General features: G+C 52.2%; 21 protein-coding genes. All 21 read right to left on the bottom strand.

Going from position 1 to position 17,382, the window contains the following annotated elements; all coding sequences use genetic code 11:
• Positions 1-528: 528 nt before the first annotated feature.
• A complete protein-coding gene (locus tag GJV52_RS11510; protein WP_097784572.1) occupies positions 529-777 on the bottom strand; it encodes a hypothetical protein in 249 nt (82 codons plus the stop codon).
• On the bottom strand, positions 777-1,385 hold the full coding sequence (locus GJV52_RS11505; protein ID WP_154212906.1) for a hypothetical protein: 609 nt from the start codon (positions 1,383-1,385) through the stop codon (positions 777-779). Before GJV52_RS11505 ends, GJV52_RS11510 begins: the two co-directional genes overlap by 1 nt.
• A complete protein-coding gene (locus GJV52_RS11500) occupies positions 1,386-2,888 on the bottom strand; it encodes a tail fiber protein (RefSeq protein WP_154212905.1) in 1,503 nt (500 codons plus the stop codon). It abuts the gene before it with no gap.
• Complete coding sequence (locus tag GJV52_RS11495; RefSeq protein WP_100563289.1) at positions 2,885-3,454, bottom strand: YmfQ family protein; 570 nt, start codon at positions 3,452-3,454, stop codon at positions 2,885-2,887. Before GJV52_RS11495 ends, GJV52_RS11500 begins: the two co-directional genes overlap by 4 nt.
• A gap of 3 nt (positions 3,455-3,457) precedes the next feature.
• A complete protein-coding gene (locus GJV52_RS11490) occupies positions 3,458-4,510 on the bottom strand; it encodes a baseplate J/gp47 family protein (protein ID WP_100563291.1) in 1,053 nt (350 codons plus the stop codon).
• Between the two features lie 13 nt (positions 4,511-4,523).
• Positions 4,524-4,871 (bottom strand): phage GP46 family protein, encoded by a 348-nt coding sequence (locus GJV52_RS11485; protein WP_097784601.1) that lies wholly within the window; start codon positions 4,869-4,871, stop codon positions 4,524-4,526.
• A 133-nt stretch (positions 4,872-5,004) separates the two neighbouring features.
• The gene (locus GJV52_RS11480; RefSeq protein ID WP_097784600.1) at positions 5,005-5,667 is read right to left on the bottom strand and encodes a phage baseplate assembly protein V; all 663 of its coding nucleotides are present in this window, start codon (positions 5,665-5,667) and stop codon (positions 5,005-5,007) included.
• Positions 5,664-6,872, bottom strand: coding sequence for a phage baseplate assembly protein (locus tag GJV52_RS11475; RefSeq protein WP_229439425.1), 1,209 nt, complete (start codon positions 6,870-6,872; stop codon positions 5,664-5,666). Before GJV52_RS11475 ends, GJV52_RS11480 begins: the two co-directional genes overlap by 4 nt.
• The gene (locus tag GJV52_RS11470) at positions 6,862-8,193 is read right to left on the bottom strand and encodes a DNA circularization protein (protein WP_097784599.1); all 1,332 of its coding nucleotides are present in this window, start codon (positions 8,191-8,193) and stop codon (positions 6,862-6,864) included. Before GJV52_RS11470 ends, GJV52_RS11475 begins: the two co-directional genes overlap by 11 nt.
• Positions 8,190-10,427: a phage tail tape measure protein gene (locus GJV52_RS11465; protein WP_100563293.1), complete on the bottom strand. Its 2,238-nt coding sequence runs from the start codon at positions 10,425-10,427 to the stop codon at positions 8,190-8,192. The genes GJV52_RS11470 and GJV52_RS11465 overlap by 4 nt, the downstream gene beginning before the upstream one ends.
• 139 nt (positions 10,428-10,566) lie before the next feature.
• Positions 10,567-10,719, bottom strand: coding sequence for a TetR family transcriptional regulator (locus GJV52_RS11460; protein ID WP_095503837.1), 153 nt, complete (start codon positions 10,717-10,719; stop codon positions 10,567-10,569).
• Positions 10,719-11,126 (bottom strand): hypothetical protein, encoded by a 408-nt coding sequence (locus GJV52_RS11455; protein WP_097784597.1) that lies wholly within the window; start codon positions 11,124-11,126, stop codon positions 10,719-10,721. Before GJV52_RS11455 ends, GJV52_RS11460 begins: the two co-directional genes overlap by 1 nt.
• Before the next feature lie 3 nt (positions 11,127-11,129).
• Entirely contained in the window at positions 11,130-11,507 is a 378-nt protein-coding gene (locus GJV52_RS11450; RefSeq protein ID WP_097784596.1) for a phage tail protein, read from the bottom strand.
• Positions 11,508-11,572: 65 nt separating this feature from the next.
• On the bottom strand, positions 11,573-12,988 hold the full coding sequence (locus GJV52_RS11445) for a phage tail sheath subtilisin-like domain-containing protein (protein ID WP_100563295.1): 1,416 nt from the start codon (positions 12,986-12,988) through the stop codon (positions 11,573-11,575).
• Positions 12,988-13,188, bottom strand: a complete 201-nt coding sequence (locus GJV52_RS11440) for a DUF2635 domain-containing protein (RefSeq protein WP_097784594.1) — start codon at positions 13,186-13,188, stop codon at positions 12,988-12,990. The genes GJV52_RS11445 and GJV52_RS11440 overlap by 1 nt, the downstream gene beginning before the upstream one ends.
• Positions 13,175-13,828, bottom strand: coding sequence for a phage protein Gp37 (locus tag GJV52_RS11435; protein ID WP_097784593.1), 654 nt, complete (start codon positions 13,826-13,828; stop codon positions 13,175-13,177). The genes GJV52_RS11440 and GJV52_RS11435 overlap by 14 nt, the downstream gene beginning before the upstream one ends.
• Entirely contained in the window at positions 13,812-14,240 is a 429-nt protein-coding gene (locus GJV52_RS11430; protein ID WP_097784592.1) for a gp436 family protein, read from the bottom strand. Before GJV52_RS11430 ends, GJV52_RS11435 begins: the two co-directional genes overlap by 17 nt.
• A complete protein-coding gene (locus GJV52_RS11425; RefSeq protein ID WP_095501704.1) occupies positions 14,240-14,650 on the bottom strand; it encodes a hypothetical protein in 411 nt (136 codons plus the stop codon). The genes GJV52_RS11430 and GJV52_RS11425 overlap by 1 nt, the downstream gene beginning before the upstream one ends.
• A 64-nt stretch (positions 14,651-14,714) precedes the next feature.
• A complete protein-coding gene (locus GJV52_RS11420; RefSeq protein ID WP_097784591.1) occupies positions 14,715-15,623 on the bottom strand; it encodes a Mu-like prophage major head subunit gpT family protein in 909 nt (302 codons plus the stop codon).
• Positions 15,623-16,681, bottom strand: a complete 1,059-nt coding sequence (locus tag GJV52_RS11415; protein WP_100563298.1) for a phage protease — start codon at positions 16,679-16,681, stop codon at positions 15,623-15,625. Before GJV52_RS11415 ends, GJV52_RS11420 begins: the two co-directional genes overlap by 1 nt.
• A gap of 218 nt (positions 16,682-16,899) precedes the next feature.
• Entirely contained in the window at positions 16,900-17,316 is a 417-nt protein-coding gene (locus tag GJV52_RS11410; protein WP_070749459.1) for a phage virion morphogenesis protein, read from the bottom strand.
• Positions 17,317-17,382: the final 66 nt, after the last annotated feature.

The following is a 17,382-nucleotide window of genomic DNA, read 5'->3' as shown; positions in this document are numbered from 1 at the left end:
GATTGTGAATTAAATAACACAGCCAAGACTTTTCACAAAACTTATAAACTTGCAGAAGCCTTTAAGCCGTCATTCCCGCGCAGGCGGGAATCCAGACTTATCAGCTTCAGGAATATTGAGCTATTACGGTAATTTGAAATTCTGGATTCCCGCCTGCGCGGGAATGACGAGCATGATTTTCTTGGCTCAAATTAAAGTGTACAAAAATCTCAGGCCGTCTGAACGTTTCAGACGGCCTAAAATATAGAAATAACAAAGATATAGTTTGTCGTCATTACCCAATATTTTCTAAATCTCAACGGTTGGTCAGATTGAACAACCTAATCTACAAAATTCGGTTAAAGAAATGCCGTCTGAAATTTAACCTTTCAGACGGCATTTTGTAAGTCGCCAACACCTTTTGCACGAATTTTTGGCAGCTTTTGCACTTTTTGAAAATATAAATCCTACCACCTTTTGCACATGATTAAAGCCCATTTAAATTATTTTTAAATGGGCTTTAATCAATCCAGCTCTTATGAAATAGCATTACTCTTTAGGGCTGTGATTGCGCTCACGCTCTTGGTTGTATGCGCCTCGGCAATGGTTGGCCTGCCAGAAAAACAGTTTATTAATTACGGCCATTGCCATTAACCAGCTTTTGGCAGAATCTGGTTTGATGGCATTACGGTAAACGCGCGCAGATAGTGTCTCATCAGGATAACCGCCTAGGAGAGTATTGATGAATTGATCAAAACCAATAGCCGTGAAACGGATGTAATGGATAACTTTAGCCATCAAGTAGCCTCCGGCGGCGCGGTGAACTCAATCTTGATTTTATCGAGCGCATCAACCGTTTTGGCCGCCCCAATCTTGCTTTGCAAGGCTTGACGTTGCCCTGCCACATGGGCAGACAAGGCGGAATAGGCCAAGGCTTTGCGCAAGGCGGCGGCCTTGAGTTTGTCAGGCTCCATGCCACGCGCGGCGGCAATGCGGTCTAACACGGGCGTGGCGGCGGTGTTGTCGGCTGCCCACGCTTGCGCCTCGGCTGATTGCAGCGGCCATGTTTGCAGCTCAAAATCGGGGATGCTATCCAAATCGGCCGCCTGATTTACAAAGGCTTGCGCGGCTGCGTTAAGCTCAACCAGCTTGGCGGCTTTGGCTTGGGCAAGATTGATGGCGGGGCTGTTTTTGGCTTGCAAAATCAGCTCGCCGTTTTTATAAACGGCGGTTTGGTTGCCGCGGCCGCACCATTGCTGATATTGACTGATGCTTAATTCGGGCAGCTCGTCGATGTTGATATCGGGATACAGCTGCGCCAATGTGCGGTCGATTAAGTCAAATTCGCCGGCCTCGTTGTTGATGCGGACGCAATATCCGCTCAGTTGTGTATTAATATCAATCATTTAATAACCCTCTACTTTAATGACCATATCGATTAATTCATCACTGTCGCCAGCCCAGCGGCGCGAGTTAAACGAGACTTTATTTTTATTTGTGCCGCGAGGATTCCAGCTGTATTTATGCTCAGAGGCCTCATGTTGCCATCTTTGCGATATATTCGTATCGGTGGCGCGTACAAATTGGATTGAGGCATAACAGACTTTATTGGGCATAGCTGTCCATAAGTCGATATCTATTAATCTCCCCGCAGTAGTATTCCCATAACCGACGGCAGCCTCTTCGAAATCAAACCAAAAGACCCTAGCATTCTTGATGTGAAAATACTGCACAACGCTGCCATCGGGACTGATGACCGTCTCGCCTGTGACGCGCATGGTTTGTTCGGTATGACCGGATGCTGTGCCGTTAATGGTGCGGCTGTAGCTGCGGCGGGTTGCGGTGGCCGCCTTAACAGCTTTGTCATAGGCGGTTTTGACGGCTCTTGATGATGCCGCTGTGCTACTGGAGGAGCTGTTTACGACATCGGATAATTGGCCGTCAGTTAAAATCGTAGACCATTTCCCCCAGTCGGATGGCTTGCTAATGGGGTTTTTATCACTGCCTCTCACCCACATATTTCCATCTGAGGCGATAATTTGGGTGCTGTCATTTCTATAGCCGATAACCATGCCGGCCACGTCTCCGCCGACTGGCAATGGGGCTGAGGCGGCGGGGTTAGTAAAAAAGCATGGCGTGGTCTGGCTGTCGAGATTGATGCCATTGCGGTTAGTTGGGTTTGCTCCATTGATTTGCTCTTCAACCCATCTCCGATACGCAACATGCTCAATGCCGTTTGGTTGCTTGTACGCAATACGGCCTTTTTCTTTTCCGTCGGCACCGATGAAAACATAGTTAAATCTAATGCCGTTATCCGTAGTCTCGCCTTCGGGGGAGATATCAAATCGCCAATAACCTGATTTTGTTGTGGCGCGCCACCTCTCCCATCGCTCGTAGTCGTTAAAAATTAAAATGCCGTCTAATGTTTGACTGCCGCTGTTGCCAAGCTTTTCATCTTGCAGTTTTTTGCCCATGGCCGCCGTCAACGCTTGGTTGGTTGCGCTGCTGGTCAAGGTATTGTTAAGCTGCACAATACCGGCCGCTGTTGTGCTGGCCTTGTCGATGGCATGGCTGTGTGAACTGGCCGCCACGGTATTGCCGCTGGTTGCGGTAATGGTTGACGGGGTGCCGAGGGCAATGGTGCGGTTGGCGGACAGATTGCCGCCGCCTGTGAGGCCGTTGCCTGCGGTGATGGTGGTGTTGGCGTTGGCTTTTTCTGCTAATGCGTTTGCAATTGCACGATACATTTGGTTTGGCACTGCCCCATTAACTTTGGCGTTCAATCCAGTAATCAAACCAACAATTTCGCCTTGCACTGCATTAAGCCAATCAGCAGTTACTACCGTACCCAACACATCACGGCCGTTACCGTCGACAAACCGTTTATCGGGCGTGTTGATTTCTTTCATTTTGTTGCTCCATAGCTAAAGCCAACCCAAGTATGAGCAGGTTTTAAGTCTTTAAAAACAGTCTCTATCACATCGTCAGAATATTCGGTTAGGCGGCTGCCTGCTACACTGCCACCCGCACGAAAACGCCAAATATTTTGACTCTCCTTCTGTACATGGACACGCCAAGTCCAAATAATATCCTCAGGGGCAACAGCATCGCCTGCACGATTGATACCGGCACGAAAGGGTTGAGGCTCTTCAATTTCAATACGGTATCCGGCGGCCGCGGCCAATTGTATAAAATAGGGTATTGATAATCCGCCAACCGCATTAATTTTAGATACAACCCTGGCTACTCGTTGCTGATAATTTTTGCCGACACCATCAATATCCAGGAGACGCTCCCAAGCAACCAGCAAGAGCCCTGCCAGAAGAGGGGTAATGCTTGCTGATGCATTATCTGCCAACCGCGATACCTGATCTAAAACCCCTCCGTCAATTTTTGCCTGTGCTCTATGGCGATTTGTATTGCGCGCATAGGACACAGGGGGCAACAACCCCAACAAAACCTTTTGGTAATCCATTATTTAAATTTCCGTGACATTTATTTCACCTAAAAAAAACCAATCCATACGGTTACTGATATCGATAATAAGGTTGTTAGTGGGAGAGGTAATGCGGCGATCGGCAATGCCATTAATATTGCTAATGACCGCTTCTATCTTAGACAAAACAAGCTCTTCCCCCGGAGCCAACCCTGCGAAATAGCTTGTTAATGACTCCCGAATGCGTTGTTTCGCCTCAATAATATCGATACCGCTAAGCCGCACCCCTACCACCACCGGCACACTGATGATAGATGGCTTCATGACCAGGACACTTTTGGCTGTGACAGGCCGCATTTTGTCAATATAGGTTTGTGTATTTTTGACGATTTCGTCACTTGGCAAACCTCCTTCCGTAGTAATAACGACATCAACCGTGCCCAGGCCCCGCCGGAGTGGGTAAATATAAGCACTTTCTACCCCGTCTACCTGTTCTGCCCAGTCTTTATAGTCATGTATGTTTCCGCCGGCAGGCGGATGCCGGATGATTCTGAGCAATCGCTTCAGCAATGACGCATCGTTTTCGGCATCGGTGCCGCCTTCGGCATTAACCACACAATCACTTGGCACACCCGCAGGCGCAGCCATAAATTGCGCTTGGCCTTTTGAAACATTGGTATTCAGGCCTTTGTCTACCGCCTTAACTGCCACACGATAATGGCCGTCCGGCTGCACAATAGTCTGCTCGGTCGTAACAAAAAAACGCTCGTCCTGCTTGATTTGCAAACCAACATCAATCACAGCACCTGACAACGCGCCGCTGCCTGTCGCATATCCGGCAGAGCCGGTTGGATTTCGGCGGCGGATACCGCGTAAATTGGCGTGGCGTTCCAGATATTCACTATCTGCCGTGTCCGGAAAAATTTGACGCGTAATCCATGCCTGATGGGCATATTGGCCAACGGCCACGCTGGCCAAACGGCTGGCGTGGACAAAATGGTCGCTGTCGCTGCTGATATCGGCAGTTGGGTCTAAGGATTGTGTGTCGCGCAAAATACTGTCGCGGATTTCCTCAAAAGTCGGAATCTGAAACATCTTTAAAACCTTTTTAAATAACCGGCACGCCGTGGCGGTAATCAAAACCACCGGCCACCGTCTCCACTCTGATATTCAGATACAGCATGCCGTTGTGTGGCTGTTCTGCCGTCACCTCAATGCGTTCGGCACGGCCGTCATCCACAATCGGCTGCAAGGCTTCTTCCGCATATTGCTTGGCTAACAAGCCCACGCGCTCAAGGTCTTTTTCACGCTCGAGCAAATGCAGCAAAGAGCCGATGTTTTTATCCGCCCACCAACTGCCCAAAGGCGTTTTCAGACGGATATAAACCGCGTTTTTCAAGCTGTCGATGGTGCGGCCGGTATAGTCACCGGTTAGCGTGTCGAGTTCTTTATCCATGCTGCCATTTTATTCATCACAAATAAGCACATAGAGCAAAGGCCTTTCAACCCTGCACGCGCAAAAAGGCCGCCTGAAACCAGATATTAAGCATTACTTAAATACTGGTTTTCAGACGGCCTTTAACAACGGTTTAAACCACTTCGCCTGTTGTCGCACCATTGGTTTCGGTGTGTTTATGACCACTGCCCACATCTTTACCGTTGTTGGTCAACGCACCGGTGGTATTCAAATCGCCGACCATCTCCACATTGCCGGTAAATTTTGCGCCGCTGCCGCCTTGCACGGCCATGCCGCCGTTGCCGTTGATTTGGCCTGCGGCCGTTACCTGCTGCGTTGCACTCAGGTTGGGTGTGTCAAACGCTGCGCCACTACTGGCCGACACCTGATAGCTTTTGCAGTTGACTTTATAGACATCGCAATCCGCTTCAATAATCCGCCCTTGCTTAATCACGATTTTGGCTCCTTCGCTGCTGTAAATCGCGGTTTCCCCGGGCTTTAAATTCTTAACCCGAAAACTGCCATGCTCAGTGGCGACAATCACACCATGCGATGTCGCACCGCCCAGCGGAATCACGATGGCTTCCGTTCCCTCCGGTGGGGCACTGGTAAAGCCAAACTCTTGCAACTGCTCCAAATCTTGCAGCGTTTCATCGGCCAAACCGCTCAACTGCACACGTTGCACCGGCTCAGACGACACCACCAGTGTAATTTTGCCGCGAAAGGCCGCGCGCACCACATCACCCACTTCACGCGCCGTCTGCCCGACACGTTTTGCCATTTTTGCCAAACTCATTCAAATACCGCCACGCCGCTTAATTTAGATTTCGACTTAGCTGCTTTGCGCCGCGTTGTGCGGGCTTTGCGCGTTTGCGTGCGCTTATTCGCAGCCGCCTGTTTACTTTTATCGCTCACGCCTTTTTTCTTACCCTTACGGGCACGAGCTTTTTCCGCTTTGGCCTGATAAGCATCCGGTGTCCACACGCCATCTTCTTTAAGGCGCAACTCGGTAATCGTGCCATCCATGCGGCTCAAGCCGAAGCGTCGACCCATCAAGAAAAACACTGCATCAATGCCTTCCTCTTCATCAATCACATGCACACGTTGCCCGGGCTGCCACAACACACCGCTTTGCGTTTTGTGGTCGCCCACCGTAATGGTCAGCGTGAATCCCTCCAGCCGCCAATCCGACAACTGCTTTTTGGCTTGCTTTTGCAAAGCAGCCAAATTTTCCGCATCGTGGATAACCACCGTTTTCGGCTTGTGCAGGCTCATGCTCGGGTCTTTATGCACCCACTTCAAATCATGCTTGCTGCTGTCGCCGCGTTTGGCATGGCTTTGCCCCAAAAAAGTGACCTCCGAATATCGGTTTTCCACGCCGCGCTCAATATTGAGCTGCTGCACATTGCGCCGTTTATCGTCACGGCTCCAGCACAAGGTTGCCACCGGCTCGCTGCTGTAATCCGCACCACCCACAACCAACACGCCATCCGGCGTAAACCAAGGGTGCAGCCCGACCGAGTTGGCAATATGCGTCAACGCCTGCCATACCGTTTCACCGGGCTCGATATCGATTTTATCCAGCGTCTCGTTTTTCTCGGCACGCAGCTCCACCTTGGCAATCTGCGGCCACGGTTCGACCAGCTTTTTCGCCGCCGCCAACACCGTCATGCCTTTAACATTCAGCTGCGGCGCAGAGCAATCGACCAACAAGCCGGCCAAATCCCGACCCGACAAGCGCAAATCACGGCGACCCTTGCTTTTATCATCGCTCTGATTGTCGATAATCCCCGTCATTACGACCTGTTCATTAATCAACACTTCGCAGCTTTCGCCCGACAAATCCGGAATCTCGGTTGCGCCATAATGCAGCCCGACCGTCAAATCAAAGGCATCGGCAGGAATCAGAAAATCACTGTCGATACTGTAAGATTCCCAGTCGCGGTGCTCTTGGTCGCCGACACGAATGGCAATAGTGTTTTGATAACTGTTATTTTGCATAAGCATTCACCAACGTATTGCGCCGGATAAAGGCAGGGTGGGTAATATGCGGATTGAGCCGCACCAACTCATCCGCACGGCCGATATCGGCATAAAACGCAAACGCAATTTGATGAATGGTGCCGTCTAAAGGTGCACGGCGCACAACCAGCGGCGGTTTCTGATTGATGGCCGCCATCACCAACGCATTCAGACGGCCTGCCGTTTCGCGCAAGGCTTCTACCGTTTGATGACATGCGCTATACACCGATTCAGCCGATACCTGTTCAGCCAAAGCCTGTTTTTCCACCTCACGCAGTGTATTAATTGTTTCCTGAATACGGTGCCGCACCGCGCGGTTAATCTGCATTAAATCAGGCGCACTCATGTCTTCACCATAGTCTTCAACCATTTCCGAGGCCATTTCAACCAGCGCACCTGTTACCCACAATGCCAATACCAGCCGCAACGGCTGCAACTGCTTATCGGTCAGGCGGGTTAAATCTGACACCGCATTGCCGTGACGATCTTGCCGCAAACGATTGGGCACAGCCAACACCGATTCCGCCGTCTCCACCGCCTCATCAAAACGTTGGCGCACCGATAAACCACCGCTTTGCACATCCAAAACCGCACCGGCATCCGCCGCCTGACGCAAACCTGCCTCAATCAACTCATCCAATTGCTCAACTGCTGTTTTCGAGGCCGTCTGAAACATGCTTTGACTATAACTGCCACCTTTAAACGGCCAGCCGATGTCATCAAAGCCAAACAGCGAGCGTATCGCCGCAAAAGAGCCGGCCAAGCCACTGTAAATCCCCAATGCGCTGCCCCATAAATCCGATAAGCCGCCTTTAACCGCCAACACCGAATCAATAAAGCCCTCAGCCATGCTGCGGTAGGTGTCGATACGCGCAATCAGCCGTTCCAGCGCCATCAAAAACGAGTTTTCAAACACCAAAATCGGCTGCGCTTCCGTGCCTTCACGAAACGTAATATCAATCGCCGCCCAATCCACATTGTCGGCCTCATGGCGGTAGCTCCAACTGGCCGGCACCATATTGTGCATACGCCCCCAAACAGGATGCACCAGCACGCCGCCGCCACTTTCTTCCAACGCCTCCAACAGCTTCAACAAACGGCTCGAATACTGCCGACCGAAAAACACCGCACTGATATTGACCTCGCGGCCGGTGTTGCCCATGTCTTCCAAATCCACGCCCGACACAAACGGGCGCGCGTGTTCGGCCAACGCCTTGCCGTTGCGCTCTTCAATATGCTCAATATCAAACGGCACGCCTTTAAACGATGCCTCTTGTAAAACTGTATGCCAGCCGCTCATTGACCCGCTCCTCGGCCAAACATGGCCACCTGATAACGCGATACCTCATTGGCAATCACGCGGCCGTCAAGATTGACCGACATATTATTGGTAATCGTCGGATTCACCGCCGCCAAGGCCGCCGATATTTGGTCAATACGCGCACCGACTGCCTCCGCATTCGCCTGTACTGCTGCCGTGTATTCGCCCGTTTGTTGTAAAATCGATGCCTGATAAGTGGCCGTTTGCTGAGTAATTACCGGAGACAGCTTTTCAGGGGGCTCAGTAGGTACAGGCGGCATAGTTGCCGCAGGGGGCGGAGTTGGCGTTTGTGCTGCCTGTGGTACGGGTGGTTTTTCGCGCACCGCATCCGTTACCGCAGCATGAATCAAACCACCCACGCCACCAATAGCCGCACCCACAGCCGTACCGATGACCGGAATCACTGAGCCAACGGCAGCTCCCAGCATGGCACCGCCTGCCGCCGATTGCGCATAACCGGCACCGCGACTATCCAAACCACCTTCGAAAAAGCGTTTATTCTCGTTGCGGTTAATCCGTTGATGAGCATCCCCCAACAGACCACCGCCAGCACCGGCTACCGGCAGCGCAACCGCACCCACTGCACCTAAACCGCCTTTTAATAAGCCACCCAGCCCACCTTTCAACAAGCCACCCGCGCCGACCATGCCGCCAATATTCAGCAAAGACATCACGCCCAGCGCACCGGCCGCAGCCGTGGCCGCAGCCGTTAAGGTTTGCATAGCAAGCGTGGCGTTCGGGTATTCCGCAGTCAGTTGTTTCAGTGCGGTTTCGGCTTCAACGGCGGCAGATACATCTTGTTTTAACAGGGCTTCGGCTTCGGCTTTTTCCTGCTGGAATGCGGCCGAGCTTTGCAATACTTGGTTTTTCTTATCAACCAAACTGGCTGCATCTTCCAAGCCCATCAGGTCTTGCATATATCCTTCTACCTGTGCCATATCTGATGCCGCCAACAGACCACCTTTGGCTTGGATATCAGGCAATAAGCTGGATAACACAACGCCTTTCATGATGTTCATTTGGCTTTCGGCAGTTTTATCGCCTGCGTCTGCTCGTTTTTTATAGGCTTGATATTCGGCATCTTTTTCCAGCATGGTATTGGCCAAGCGCGCTAAAACTTGCACCGCACTCTCACCGTTTTCCCTGCCTTTTAAAACCGAAGCCTGCCAATCGATACCTTGTCCGGGCGCATTGGGGTTGGCCATTTTGGATAACCGTTTAATCGTATCGGCAGACAACGTTTTTTCCAGCAGATTGCGTACATTGTTTGCCGCTTCGCTATTCGAGCCTGCCTTATTGGCCGCCGATTGCAACGTTGAAAGCAGGAAACCAAAACCCTGCAAACCATCCATACCGGCTGCCTTCGCTGCAGGCAACAGGGCCGGCAATTCTCGAACCATATCCGCAATTTCAAAGTTACCCTGCATACCCGATTTCATGGCGTATTCAAAGGCCTTACCCAAATCGTTGCCTTTAAAGCCGAAATCACTCAATACCTTCATCAATCTGGCAGTATCTTCGGGATTGTATTCGCCCACTTTTTCAGCACCCGCAATCATGGCTTTATGCGATGAATGTGCATTGCTTTTTACCTCGTCGTAGCTCATGCCGTTGGCCATCATACTGTTGACCAAATTCAGCGCGGCATCAGCATTGCCACCGTTGGCCTGCACCAATTCCAGCGCAAGGGCTTTGATGTCTGCCTTGCCTTGCGTGGCAATCCATTCAGCAGATTTGCTGTTGTCTTCGCCATAAGCCTGCCACGCCACTTGCGTGATATTTGCGTCTAATTGCTTGGCGTTGTTCATGGCCGGTTGCAGCACACCATAAGCCGCCATGCCACCCGCCAACATTGCACCGCCGACCGCCATACCTTTGCCAAACTTAGACTGCAAACCGAGCCCTTGATGGAGTTCGGCATTTAATTCGCGAATCTTATTGCGCGTGGCTACTGCCGCACGTTGTAAATCATTCTGTGAAGCGGTACCGCTACGCGCTAAACGACGGAAAGAAGCTTCAGTCTGTAAAATTTCACGGCGGATGGCACGCTCAGAGCGAATGCCGGCAGCCTCATAAGGCTTATTGGCACGCGCCAATTGCTGACGGCTTAATGCCGCGCGCGCAAGTTGTCGCTCGGTATCCTGCAATAAACGGACTGCACCGTTGTCTTTACCTGTTAGTGATAACACCAGATTCATGTTTCCGGCAGCCATAAAAAAGCCCTTAAACTTAAATTAACTCAAGGTCAATTATCGTTTAAAGGCTTGCCAAATCGGGATATAAGGCTTTTCAATCCTACTGCTGCAAAAAAGCCGTCTGAGAACAGTTTAAAAGCTGTTTCAGACGGCCTTTTCATTCCGGCTTCTTCCGCCGCTGCGAAATAATCACATCACCACCGCTCTCAGGCTTAACCCCCAAGCTCAGCAATACATCATCCGCCCACGCGGCGGCTTCTGCATGGCTCATGGCGGCGACTTCGGCGGCGGTCAATCCGGCTTTCGCCATTAAGATGACGCTGCGGCGGTAGCTTCGGTGGACGTGTCGGTAGTCGTAGGGGTCTCGTCGGCCGCTGCGGTGGGTTTTGGGTTCACCGAAGCGGCGGCGGATTTTGCACGCAAATCGTCCATTGCGGCCATGATCAGGCGGTAATCTTCGCCGACTAGATTATCCATCAGGTAATCGACCGTCAAGGCTTCAGACGGCAAACCGTCAATGCTGACTTGTTGTGTCCAATACGCCAATGTCAGCGCAACCGATAACGCGCTTTCGGTGAGCTCTTTACCCTCGGCATAATCGTCAAACGCCGCCAGCGCATTCAATTCACCGCCGATGGTCAAGGGGCGGCAAACGGCGTTTTTACACACTTCGCCGTCATGCGGCAAACCCCAAATCAAGGTTAAAGGCTGCTTCATGGTTTATTCCTGAATTTTATGCAACGCCTGCATCTCAATGTCGATACGCGCTTCATTGTCGGCTTCGTATTGCTCTGAAATTTCCACGGTAAAGCAGTCGAGATAAGACGTGCGGCGGTCTTCTTTGTTAATCGGGTAAATCGTGATTTTGGCCTTGGTGATGTTTGCCCAGTCGATTTTCGTGCCATCAATCGGAATGGCCGCCGTTACCGACAATTTATGCTCAGTAATGCCGTCGGCGTAGCCCAATACACGGCCTTTGCGGTTCATCGTTTTGACCGGTTTGCGGCCGGTGGTGGTTTGCGGCTTCAGGCTGACGATGTCGATTTCCGCACCGTTGACTTCCATCACAATCGCGCCTGCGTAAGTAGCGTCGCTCATGCTGTTTCCTTTTTCGTTGTTTCAGACGGCCTTTAAAGCGGCTTTAAAGGCCGTCTGAACAGGGTTTACAAAATCAAATCAATGCGACCGGCGAAAACGTGCAAGCCGTTGACCACATCAGCCGGAATCACTGCATTCAGACGGTTCGGGTCGTTTTCGGCGCGCACCATCTGCAATTTGCCTTTATTGGCTTCGGCGTTTTCGATGATTTCTGCGTCTTCCAGCTTAATCAACACGTCCAGCACTTCCGATTTCACTTTAGGCACCAAGGTATCCGACAGTTTGGCGCGTGGGAAACGCAGCGCAATACGCTCTTTCACAGCTTTGCGTGTGTAGTCGAGCGTGCGGATGGTGGTGATGTCCAGCAGGCTCGGGTCGTCCACATCGGCGGCCGACTTGGTGTAGGTCGACACCGCGCGCATAATCTGCACCTTGTTGTTGACCACGGTCAGCGGAGTCATGCCGTTGAACAGGGCGTTGTTGCACTCGGTAAACAGCGGCCAATCGGCATCCGGTGTCACGGTCAAGTCGTGTACTTCCAGCGTATTGAGTGGTTTGGCCGGGTCTTGCTCGGCGGCCAGTTGCGCCGCATAGCCTGCCGCAATCAACGCATTACCTTCAATCGCGCCTTTGTACCAAGCGCAAGTCACACGGCCGTCATTGAGTTTGGCGGCAAAGGCAATACCGGTGGCCAACGTGCCGCGCCAACCAAAGACACCAATACTGCCGCGCTGCTCAATGGCATTGGATACATCGGTCAAATGGGTGCTCAAGGCCTTGGCATTGGCATCATCCACAAACGGGCAGACAATCACATGGTAGTGTTTACCGGCCACCACAGTCAGGGCTTCGCTAATATCGGCATTTTTCTGGCCATTCGCCAACGCCGTTACATTGAAGCTCAAACCGGCCGCACCGGAATGTACCGATACGGTAATTTCATTGCCGATTTCGCCTTTGTTTTTGGCGGTTAGGCTCACCGTTGCGCCCGAGCCGCTGCCCGTTACCAAGCAGGCAGGCGAAGCAGCAAGTTTGGCGCGCAGCTTGTCGGCTACGGATTCAGCAGTGGCACCGGCGGTAACCGCAATACTGTACTCCACACCGCCAATCACCAAATCCACCGCACCGGCGGTTGTCGCCTCACCCGATACCGCCACGCTGCCAACCGCCGCCACACCGGCTTCATGGTCAGGCACACCGATAACGGTCACATCCAAATAGGCATTATTGCTGAATACCTGTTTGACCATCGCTTGCGCCCAAGAGCCTTGGCCAAACAGCTCGCCTGCCTGTGCATCGCTATACAGTTGCACCGGCGTGCGTTCAGGCTGTTTGCCGTCAGCCAACATCGGGCCGATAATCAGCAGCTTTTGCGGATTCTGCGGCAAACCCTGCACGGCAGTGCGGGTGTTGAACTCGATGTATTGGCCGGGTACGCGCACTGCGCCCGGAATCGTATCGAAAGAGATTTCTTCAGCCATTATTCAGCACCTTTTTTCTTGGCGGTTTTCAGGTCGGCCGCAAGGCCGTCTGAAACCTGAATCAAATCACCCTCGGCAATCAGGCGGCGGTAGTAGAGCGCATTGTCCACTTCCACCGGCGTATCGCCGATGTATTCGTAAGGGTTGTGCGCCATTGGCACACGCAAGCCGTCGGCGGCTTTGACTTTAATCTTGTTCATCGGATTTCCTTAAATCAAAGTGATGCGGCAGTTTTGCACCGCTGGTCGGGTCAATAATCAGGCCGTCCATGATTTCAAACGGCGCATAAGGCTCGGAAAGCTCGCCTTTGTATTTGGTAAACAGATAATCGCGGTCAGCAGGATCGTGTGTCTCTTCGGGGAAACGGCCGTTTTCCAAGGCCACGCTGTCCCAATTCAATTGGTATTCCACCGCATAAATCGATACGGCCGCATTGCTCACCAACACATGATTGGCAATCGGGCGCACCGCCTTGGGAATCAGACCGCGTGAATCATTACCGGCCACACGCTGCCCGTCGAGCAGACGGCGTACGGCGGTAATCAAATCGTTGCTGCCAATTTCGCGGCGGTCGATACCGCCTTGGCGCAAGGCCTGCTCATTACGCAGCGAGCGCGTAGCGCACATCACCACAAATTCGCCGATATTTCGATAACGAAAATTACCGCTGTCGGCCTTTTCCGTTTTGCAGCCGCCGAATGTTACCCACACCGCAGGCAGGGTATTGATTTGGCCGGCCAAATCGTCAGCCTCGCCGTTGTAGCTTTTTACACTGCGCACCATTTGCCCCAAACCGCGTGTCAGGCGGTCGGTTATCGCTTGCTCAATCTGTGTGATCACGGGTAAAAATCCTGTTTTTCGCGTTCACAAACACAATACCGTCTGCATCTGTTTCAATTTCCGCGCCATCATCATCGATGCCAAGCTGCAATTCGCCTTTGGCCAAAGCACGCAACAAATCCAGCACATCGATTTTGTAGCGATTGCGGATTTCTTCCGTAATCAAGACACCATTGGCAGCGGTCAGCCGATAGCGGGCAATGTCGCAACACAGTCGCACCAATATGGGCGGCGTTTCAGCAAATGGCCGTTTGAAGCGGCCGAGATAGGCATCGATTTCCGCTGTTGCGTCATCCAACGCCACCAACGCCACATCATCATCAATCAAGCCGTCTTGGTTGCGGTCGGTCATCTGAATCACTTCCAAATCACCAAATCGCGCCACCATATCGGCAATGCCCGCATAAGCCATTAATTGACCTCTTCGCGTTGCAAGGCAGGCTCGTCAACAATGCGCTGCCACGCTGTTTCACCGACTTCGGCACGTTTCACCACTTGCCATTGGTCGGTAAACAGCACACCGCCGCGCCACAGCTCTTTGCCTTTGGCCGCACGCACGCGCAGGGCTTCGCGGCTGTCGGTTGCCGTATCGGCCTTTACGGATTGGCCGCGCAGTGCAGCCAACTCACGCGCCAAGGCTTCTTTGCCGTCTTCGGCTTCGGCCAGTTTGGCGGTCAGGTCTTCGATTTCGGCACGCGCGGCAGCCAGTTCGGCCTGTGCTTCGTCCAGCTTTTGCTGCAAAACCGCTTCCACGCCCAAGTCTTCAGGTTTGGTTTCTGCCGTTGCAGCAACATTCACTTCTTTTTTAACGTTTTTTGTCATCGCAGACTCCCTTTTCAGACGGCCTTTAAAACCTGATTAAAGGCCGTCTGAAATCAGTTGAAAGTTACAGGTGTACCGAAACGTGCAGCTTCAGGCGGCCTTTGAAGGTGTTGGTCGTACCGTTGATTTTGTCGGCTTCCAACAGTTCGCGTGCCGTGCCTTCCAGCTCCGGCGGAACCACCAGCAGGCCCGGCTTCACATCGAGCTTGTAGCCGCCGTTGGCTTCCAAACGCTGCATCTTCACGATGATTTTTTCCAAGTTTGCCTTGTTCAAGGCCGTTTTCTCGGCCATGTGCGCCAGTTGCCACAGGCCGAAACCGGCAGCGCAGCGGCGGCGCGAACCATAGAGGTACACGTCTTCCATAAACACTTTGTCCGATTTGGCTGGGTCGAACTTGGTTTCAAATTCCGGCTCGGTGCGGCTTTGAAACACCAATGGCTTGAGCGTTTTGGTGTCGTCAATCACATACCAGGTCAAGGCATTTTCATCCGTGCCGGTGGTGATATTGGCGGTCGGCGTGTTGTCGCCTTTGCCATCTGTTTTGCTGTTGACCGGATGGTCGGTGTCGAAGAAATACTGGCCGTCATAGCAAGTGGTGGTTTTGCCTTTTTTCAACAAACCCCACACCAAATCATCGGGCAATGCTGCCGCTGATTCACCCATCGCCTGCATCATCGGGCGATACATGCCGACCTGATCGTCTTCGATATCGGTGCGCTCCACACCAACGGTCGCTTCGTATTTTTTATTGGCAATGCTCATGGCCTCAGTTGCCATTTTTTCGATTTGGCGCTCACCCACCCATTCGCGCATTTTCGGGAACTTGCCCAGCCAGCCGTAAGTATTGATTGCGGTGGTCGATGGCACAGTCATGGCGATGGTTTGGTAAGACGGTTTTACCGATTCAATACCGGTTTGAAATTCTTTGCGGAAAGCGGCGGTAATCGCCGTTAAGATGGCTGCTTTATCCATTATTCAGCTTCCTTTTCTTTGATTTTCATAAATTCGGCATGGCTCATACCGAGCATTTTGGCGGCATGTTCTTCTTCCGCCGTCAACGCGACCACCTTTTCAGGTACTTTGCCATCGGTTTGCGTGCCGGTCAGCGCAGCCACCGGTTGCGCGTTGTGAATAAAGCCGGTTAAAAATGCCAAGCCGTTTGGCTGTTTCAATACGCCTTCGGCCCATTCTTTTTGTGCCGGCAGCAATTTACCTGCACTCAAAGCAGCGGTAATCAGCTCTTGGCCTTTATCCGCTTCACGTTCGGCAGTCAGCGCGGCAACTTGTTTTTGCAGCTCGGATACCACCGACACCGGCGCGTATTGGGTCAAATCAGGCTGGCCGCCTTGCGCAGACAGCGCGGCGATTTTGTCGTCTTTATCGGCCAAATCTTTAAAGATAGCGGCAGACAAAGCCACGTCTTTCGGTTTGGCCTGCAAAAGTGCAGTCAGGGCTGCGGTTAATTCGGCTTCCTCTGCCTGCGGCAGGCCGAGCAGTTGTTGCAACAACTCTTTCATCGGGGTTTGCTCCGTTTCAGGTTTGATAAACTGTGCCGACGCAGCCGCCAACACCTCGTCCATGCCGTCCAACGCAGGATAATTGGTCAGCGCGGCATGGTAGATTTTGCGGACGTAGCCTTTATTGTCGTAAGAAAACACCGCCGAGACATAGCGGTATTCCTTGGCCGCAATCGCAGCCGCCGCTTTATCCGTCCACTCGACATCGGCGAACAAGCCTTTAGGCGTAAAATTCAGCCAGCGCATCCAACCGGCGGCAGGTGCGGGCTGGCCGTTTTTTTCCTTATAAAGCGTCTGGTGCTCATAATCGACCACCAACTGATTACGCGAAGCATTGGCCAAAGCCACGACATCATTGCCGTTTTCCTCAGTTAAAAACCAAGCCGGCACATCATTCGGGCGGCCGTCCACCGCGCGAAACTCACCATAGGGCAGCAGCTGAATGCGGCCGTCTTTCGGCTGCACTTCAAAGCTGCACGCAGCGAGACTCAGTTGTTGTTTGTCTTTAGGCATATCCACTCCTTGTCGATAGTGGCCATTTTCCGGCTTTTTTCACACCATAAAGAGCGGACACGCTTCAAACCTGCCGCCGACATTCAGCCGATAGAATTAAATCCGTTTCAGAGCCTTTTTAAATTCGCCTAGGATTGCATTTAAATCTTCTGATAGGGGTTTGCCTTACCGTCATAAAAAAACGCGCTAAAAAGCGCGTTTTTCAGGCCGTCTGAAAATCAGCCGATCAGATTGGCGAAATAATCCTGCACATCATCCATTAAAGCCTGCTTGTCGTCGTTGCTCAAAACCAAAAATTCACGCTGCGGAATGCGCACCTTGCGGCCACGTCCCGCCATGCCGCCAAAATTGTGAATCGCAGCATAAACCAGATTGGTGCCGACCAGCGCGGTATCGTTGTCGGAAAAGGTACTGAAGCTGTTGCGCAGCGCACCGGTATCGTTCAGCGGCTTGCCGTTGCGGTATTTCAGCCCCAACCATTTCGGACGGCCGCCCGCGCGGAAATTATCACGCACGCCTTTGTGCATGGTTTCCGATAAGCGGCGCATAAGCAGATAGCGGTTTTCCACGCCACTGCCCAAACGTTCGAGCTGGTTTTGCACCACAAACAGGTTGTCGATTTGGACTTCAATCATGCTATAATCATCTCAAGACATCGGAAAAGCGGTGATAATCTCGATACCGCAGCCTACCCGAAAGGG

Source organism: Neisseria brasiliensis (assembly GCF_009671065.1).
GTDB classification, from domain to species: Bacteria; Pseudomonadota; Gammaproteobacteria; order Burkholderiales; family Neisseriaceae; genus Neisseria; species Neisseria brasiliensis.
The sequence above is the reverse complement of the archived record's forward strand: the minus strand, read 5'-3'. Positions and strand labels throughout refer to the sequence as shown.

Bases quoted from the DNA above. Each gene is read 5' to 3' on its own strand.
- GJV52_RS11510 (WP_097784572.1), bottom strand. From the start codon at position 777: ATGGCTAAAGTTATCCATTACATCCGTTTCACGGCTATTGGTTTTGAT.
- GJV52_RS11505 (WP_154212906.1), bottom strand. From the start codon at position 1,385: ATGATTGATATTAATACACAACTGAGCGGATATTGCGTCCGCATCAAC.
- GJV52_RS11500 (WP_154212905.1), bottom strand. From the start codon at position 2,888: ATGAAAGAAATCAACACGCCCGATAAACGGTTTGTCGACGGTAACGGC.
- GJV52_RS11495 (WP_100563289.1), bottom strand. From the start codon at position 3,454: ATGGATTACCAAAAGGTTTTGTTGGGGTTGTTGCCCCCTGTGTCCTAT.
- GJV52_RS11490 (WP_100563291.1), bottom strand. From the start codon at position 4,510: ATGTTTCAGATTCCGACTTTTGAGGAAATCCGCGACAGTATTTTGCGC.
- GJV52_RS11485 (WP_097784601.1), bottom strand. From the start codon at position 4,871: ATGGATAAAGAACTCGACACGCTAACCGGTGACTATACCGGCCGCACC.
- GJV52_RS11480 (WP_097784600.1), bottom strand. From the start codon at position 5,667: ATGAGTTTGGCAAAAATGGCAAAACGTGTCGGGCAGACGGCGCGTGAA.
- GJV52_RS11475 (WP_229439425.1), bottom strand. From the start codon at position 6,872: ATGCAAAATAACAGTTATCAAAACACTATTGCCATTCGTGTCGGCGAC.
- GJV52_RS11470 (WP_097784599.1), bottom strand. From the start codon at position 8,193: ATGAGCGGCTGGCATACAGTTTTACAAGAGGCATCGTTTAAAGGCGTG.
- GJV52_RS11465 (WP_100563293.1), bottom strand. From the start codon at position 10,427: ATGGCTGCCGGAAACATGAATCTGGTGTTATCACTAACAGGTAAAGAC.
- GJV52_RS11460 (WP_095503837.1), bottom strand. From the start codon at position 10,719: ATGGCGAAAGCCGGATTGACCGCCGCCGAAGTCGCCGCCATGAGCCAT.
- GJV52_RS11455 (WP_097784597.1), bottom strand. From the start codon at position 11,126: ATGAAGCAGCCTTTAACCTTGATTTGGGGTTTGCCGCATGACGGCGAA.
- GJV52_RS11450 (WP_097784596.1), bottom strand. From the start codon at position 11,507: ATGAGCGACGCTACTTACGCAGGCGCGATTGTGATGGAAGTCAACGGT.
- GJV52_RS11445 (WP_100563295.1), bottom strand. From the start codon at position 12,988: ATGGCTGAAGAAATCTCTTTCGATACGATTCCGGGCGCAGTGCGCGTA.
- GJV52_RS11440 (WP_097784594.1), bottom strand. From the start codon at position 13,188: ATGAACAAGATTAAAGTCAAAGCCGCCGACGGCTTGCGTGTGCCAATG.
- GJV52_RS11430 (WP_097784592.1), bottom strand. From the start codon at position 14,240: ATGGCTTATGCGGGCATTGCCGATATGGTGGCGCGATTTGGTGATTTG.
- GJV52_RS11425 (WP_095501704.1), bottom strand. From the start codon at position 14,650: ATGACAAAAAACGTTAAAAAAGAAGTGAATGTTGCTGCAACGGCAGAA.
- GJV52_RS11420 (WP_097784591.1), bottom strand. From the start codon at position 15,623: ATGGATAAAGCAGCCATCTTAACGGCGATTACCGCCGCTTTCCGCAAA.
- GJV52_RS11415 (WP_100563298.1), bottom strand. From the start codon at position 16,681: ATGCCTAAAGACAAACAACAACTGAGTCTCGCTGCGTGCAGCTTTGAA.
- GJV52_RS11410 (WP_070749459.1), bottom strand. From the start codon at position 17,316: ATGATTGAAGTCCAAATCGACAACCTGTTTGTGGTGCAAAACCAGCTC.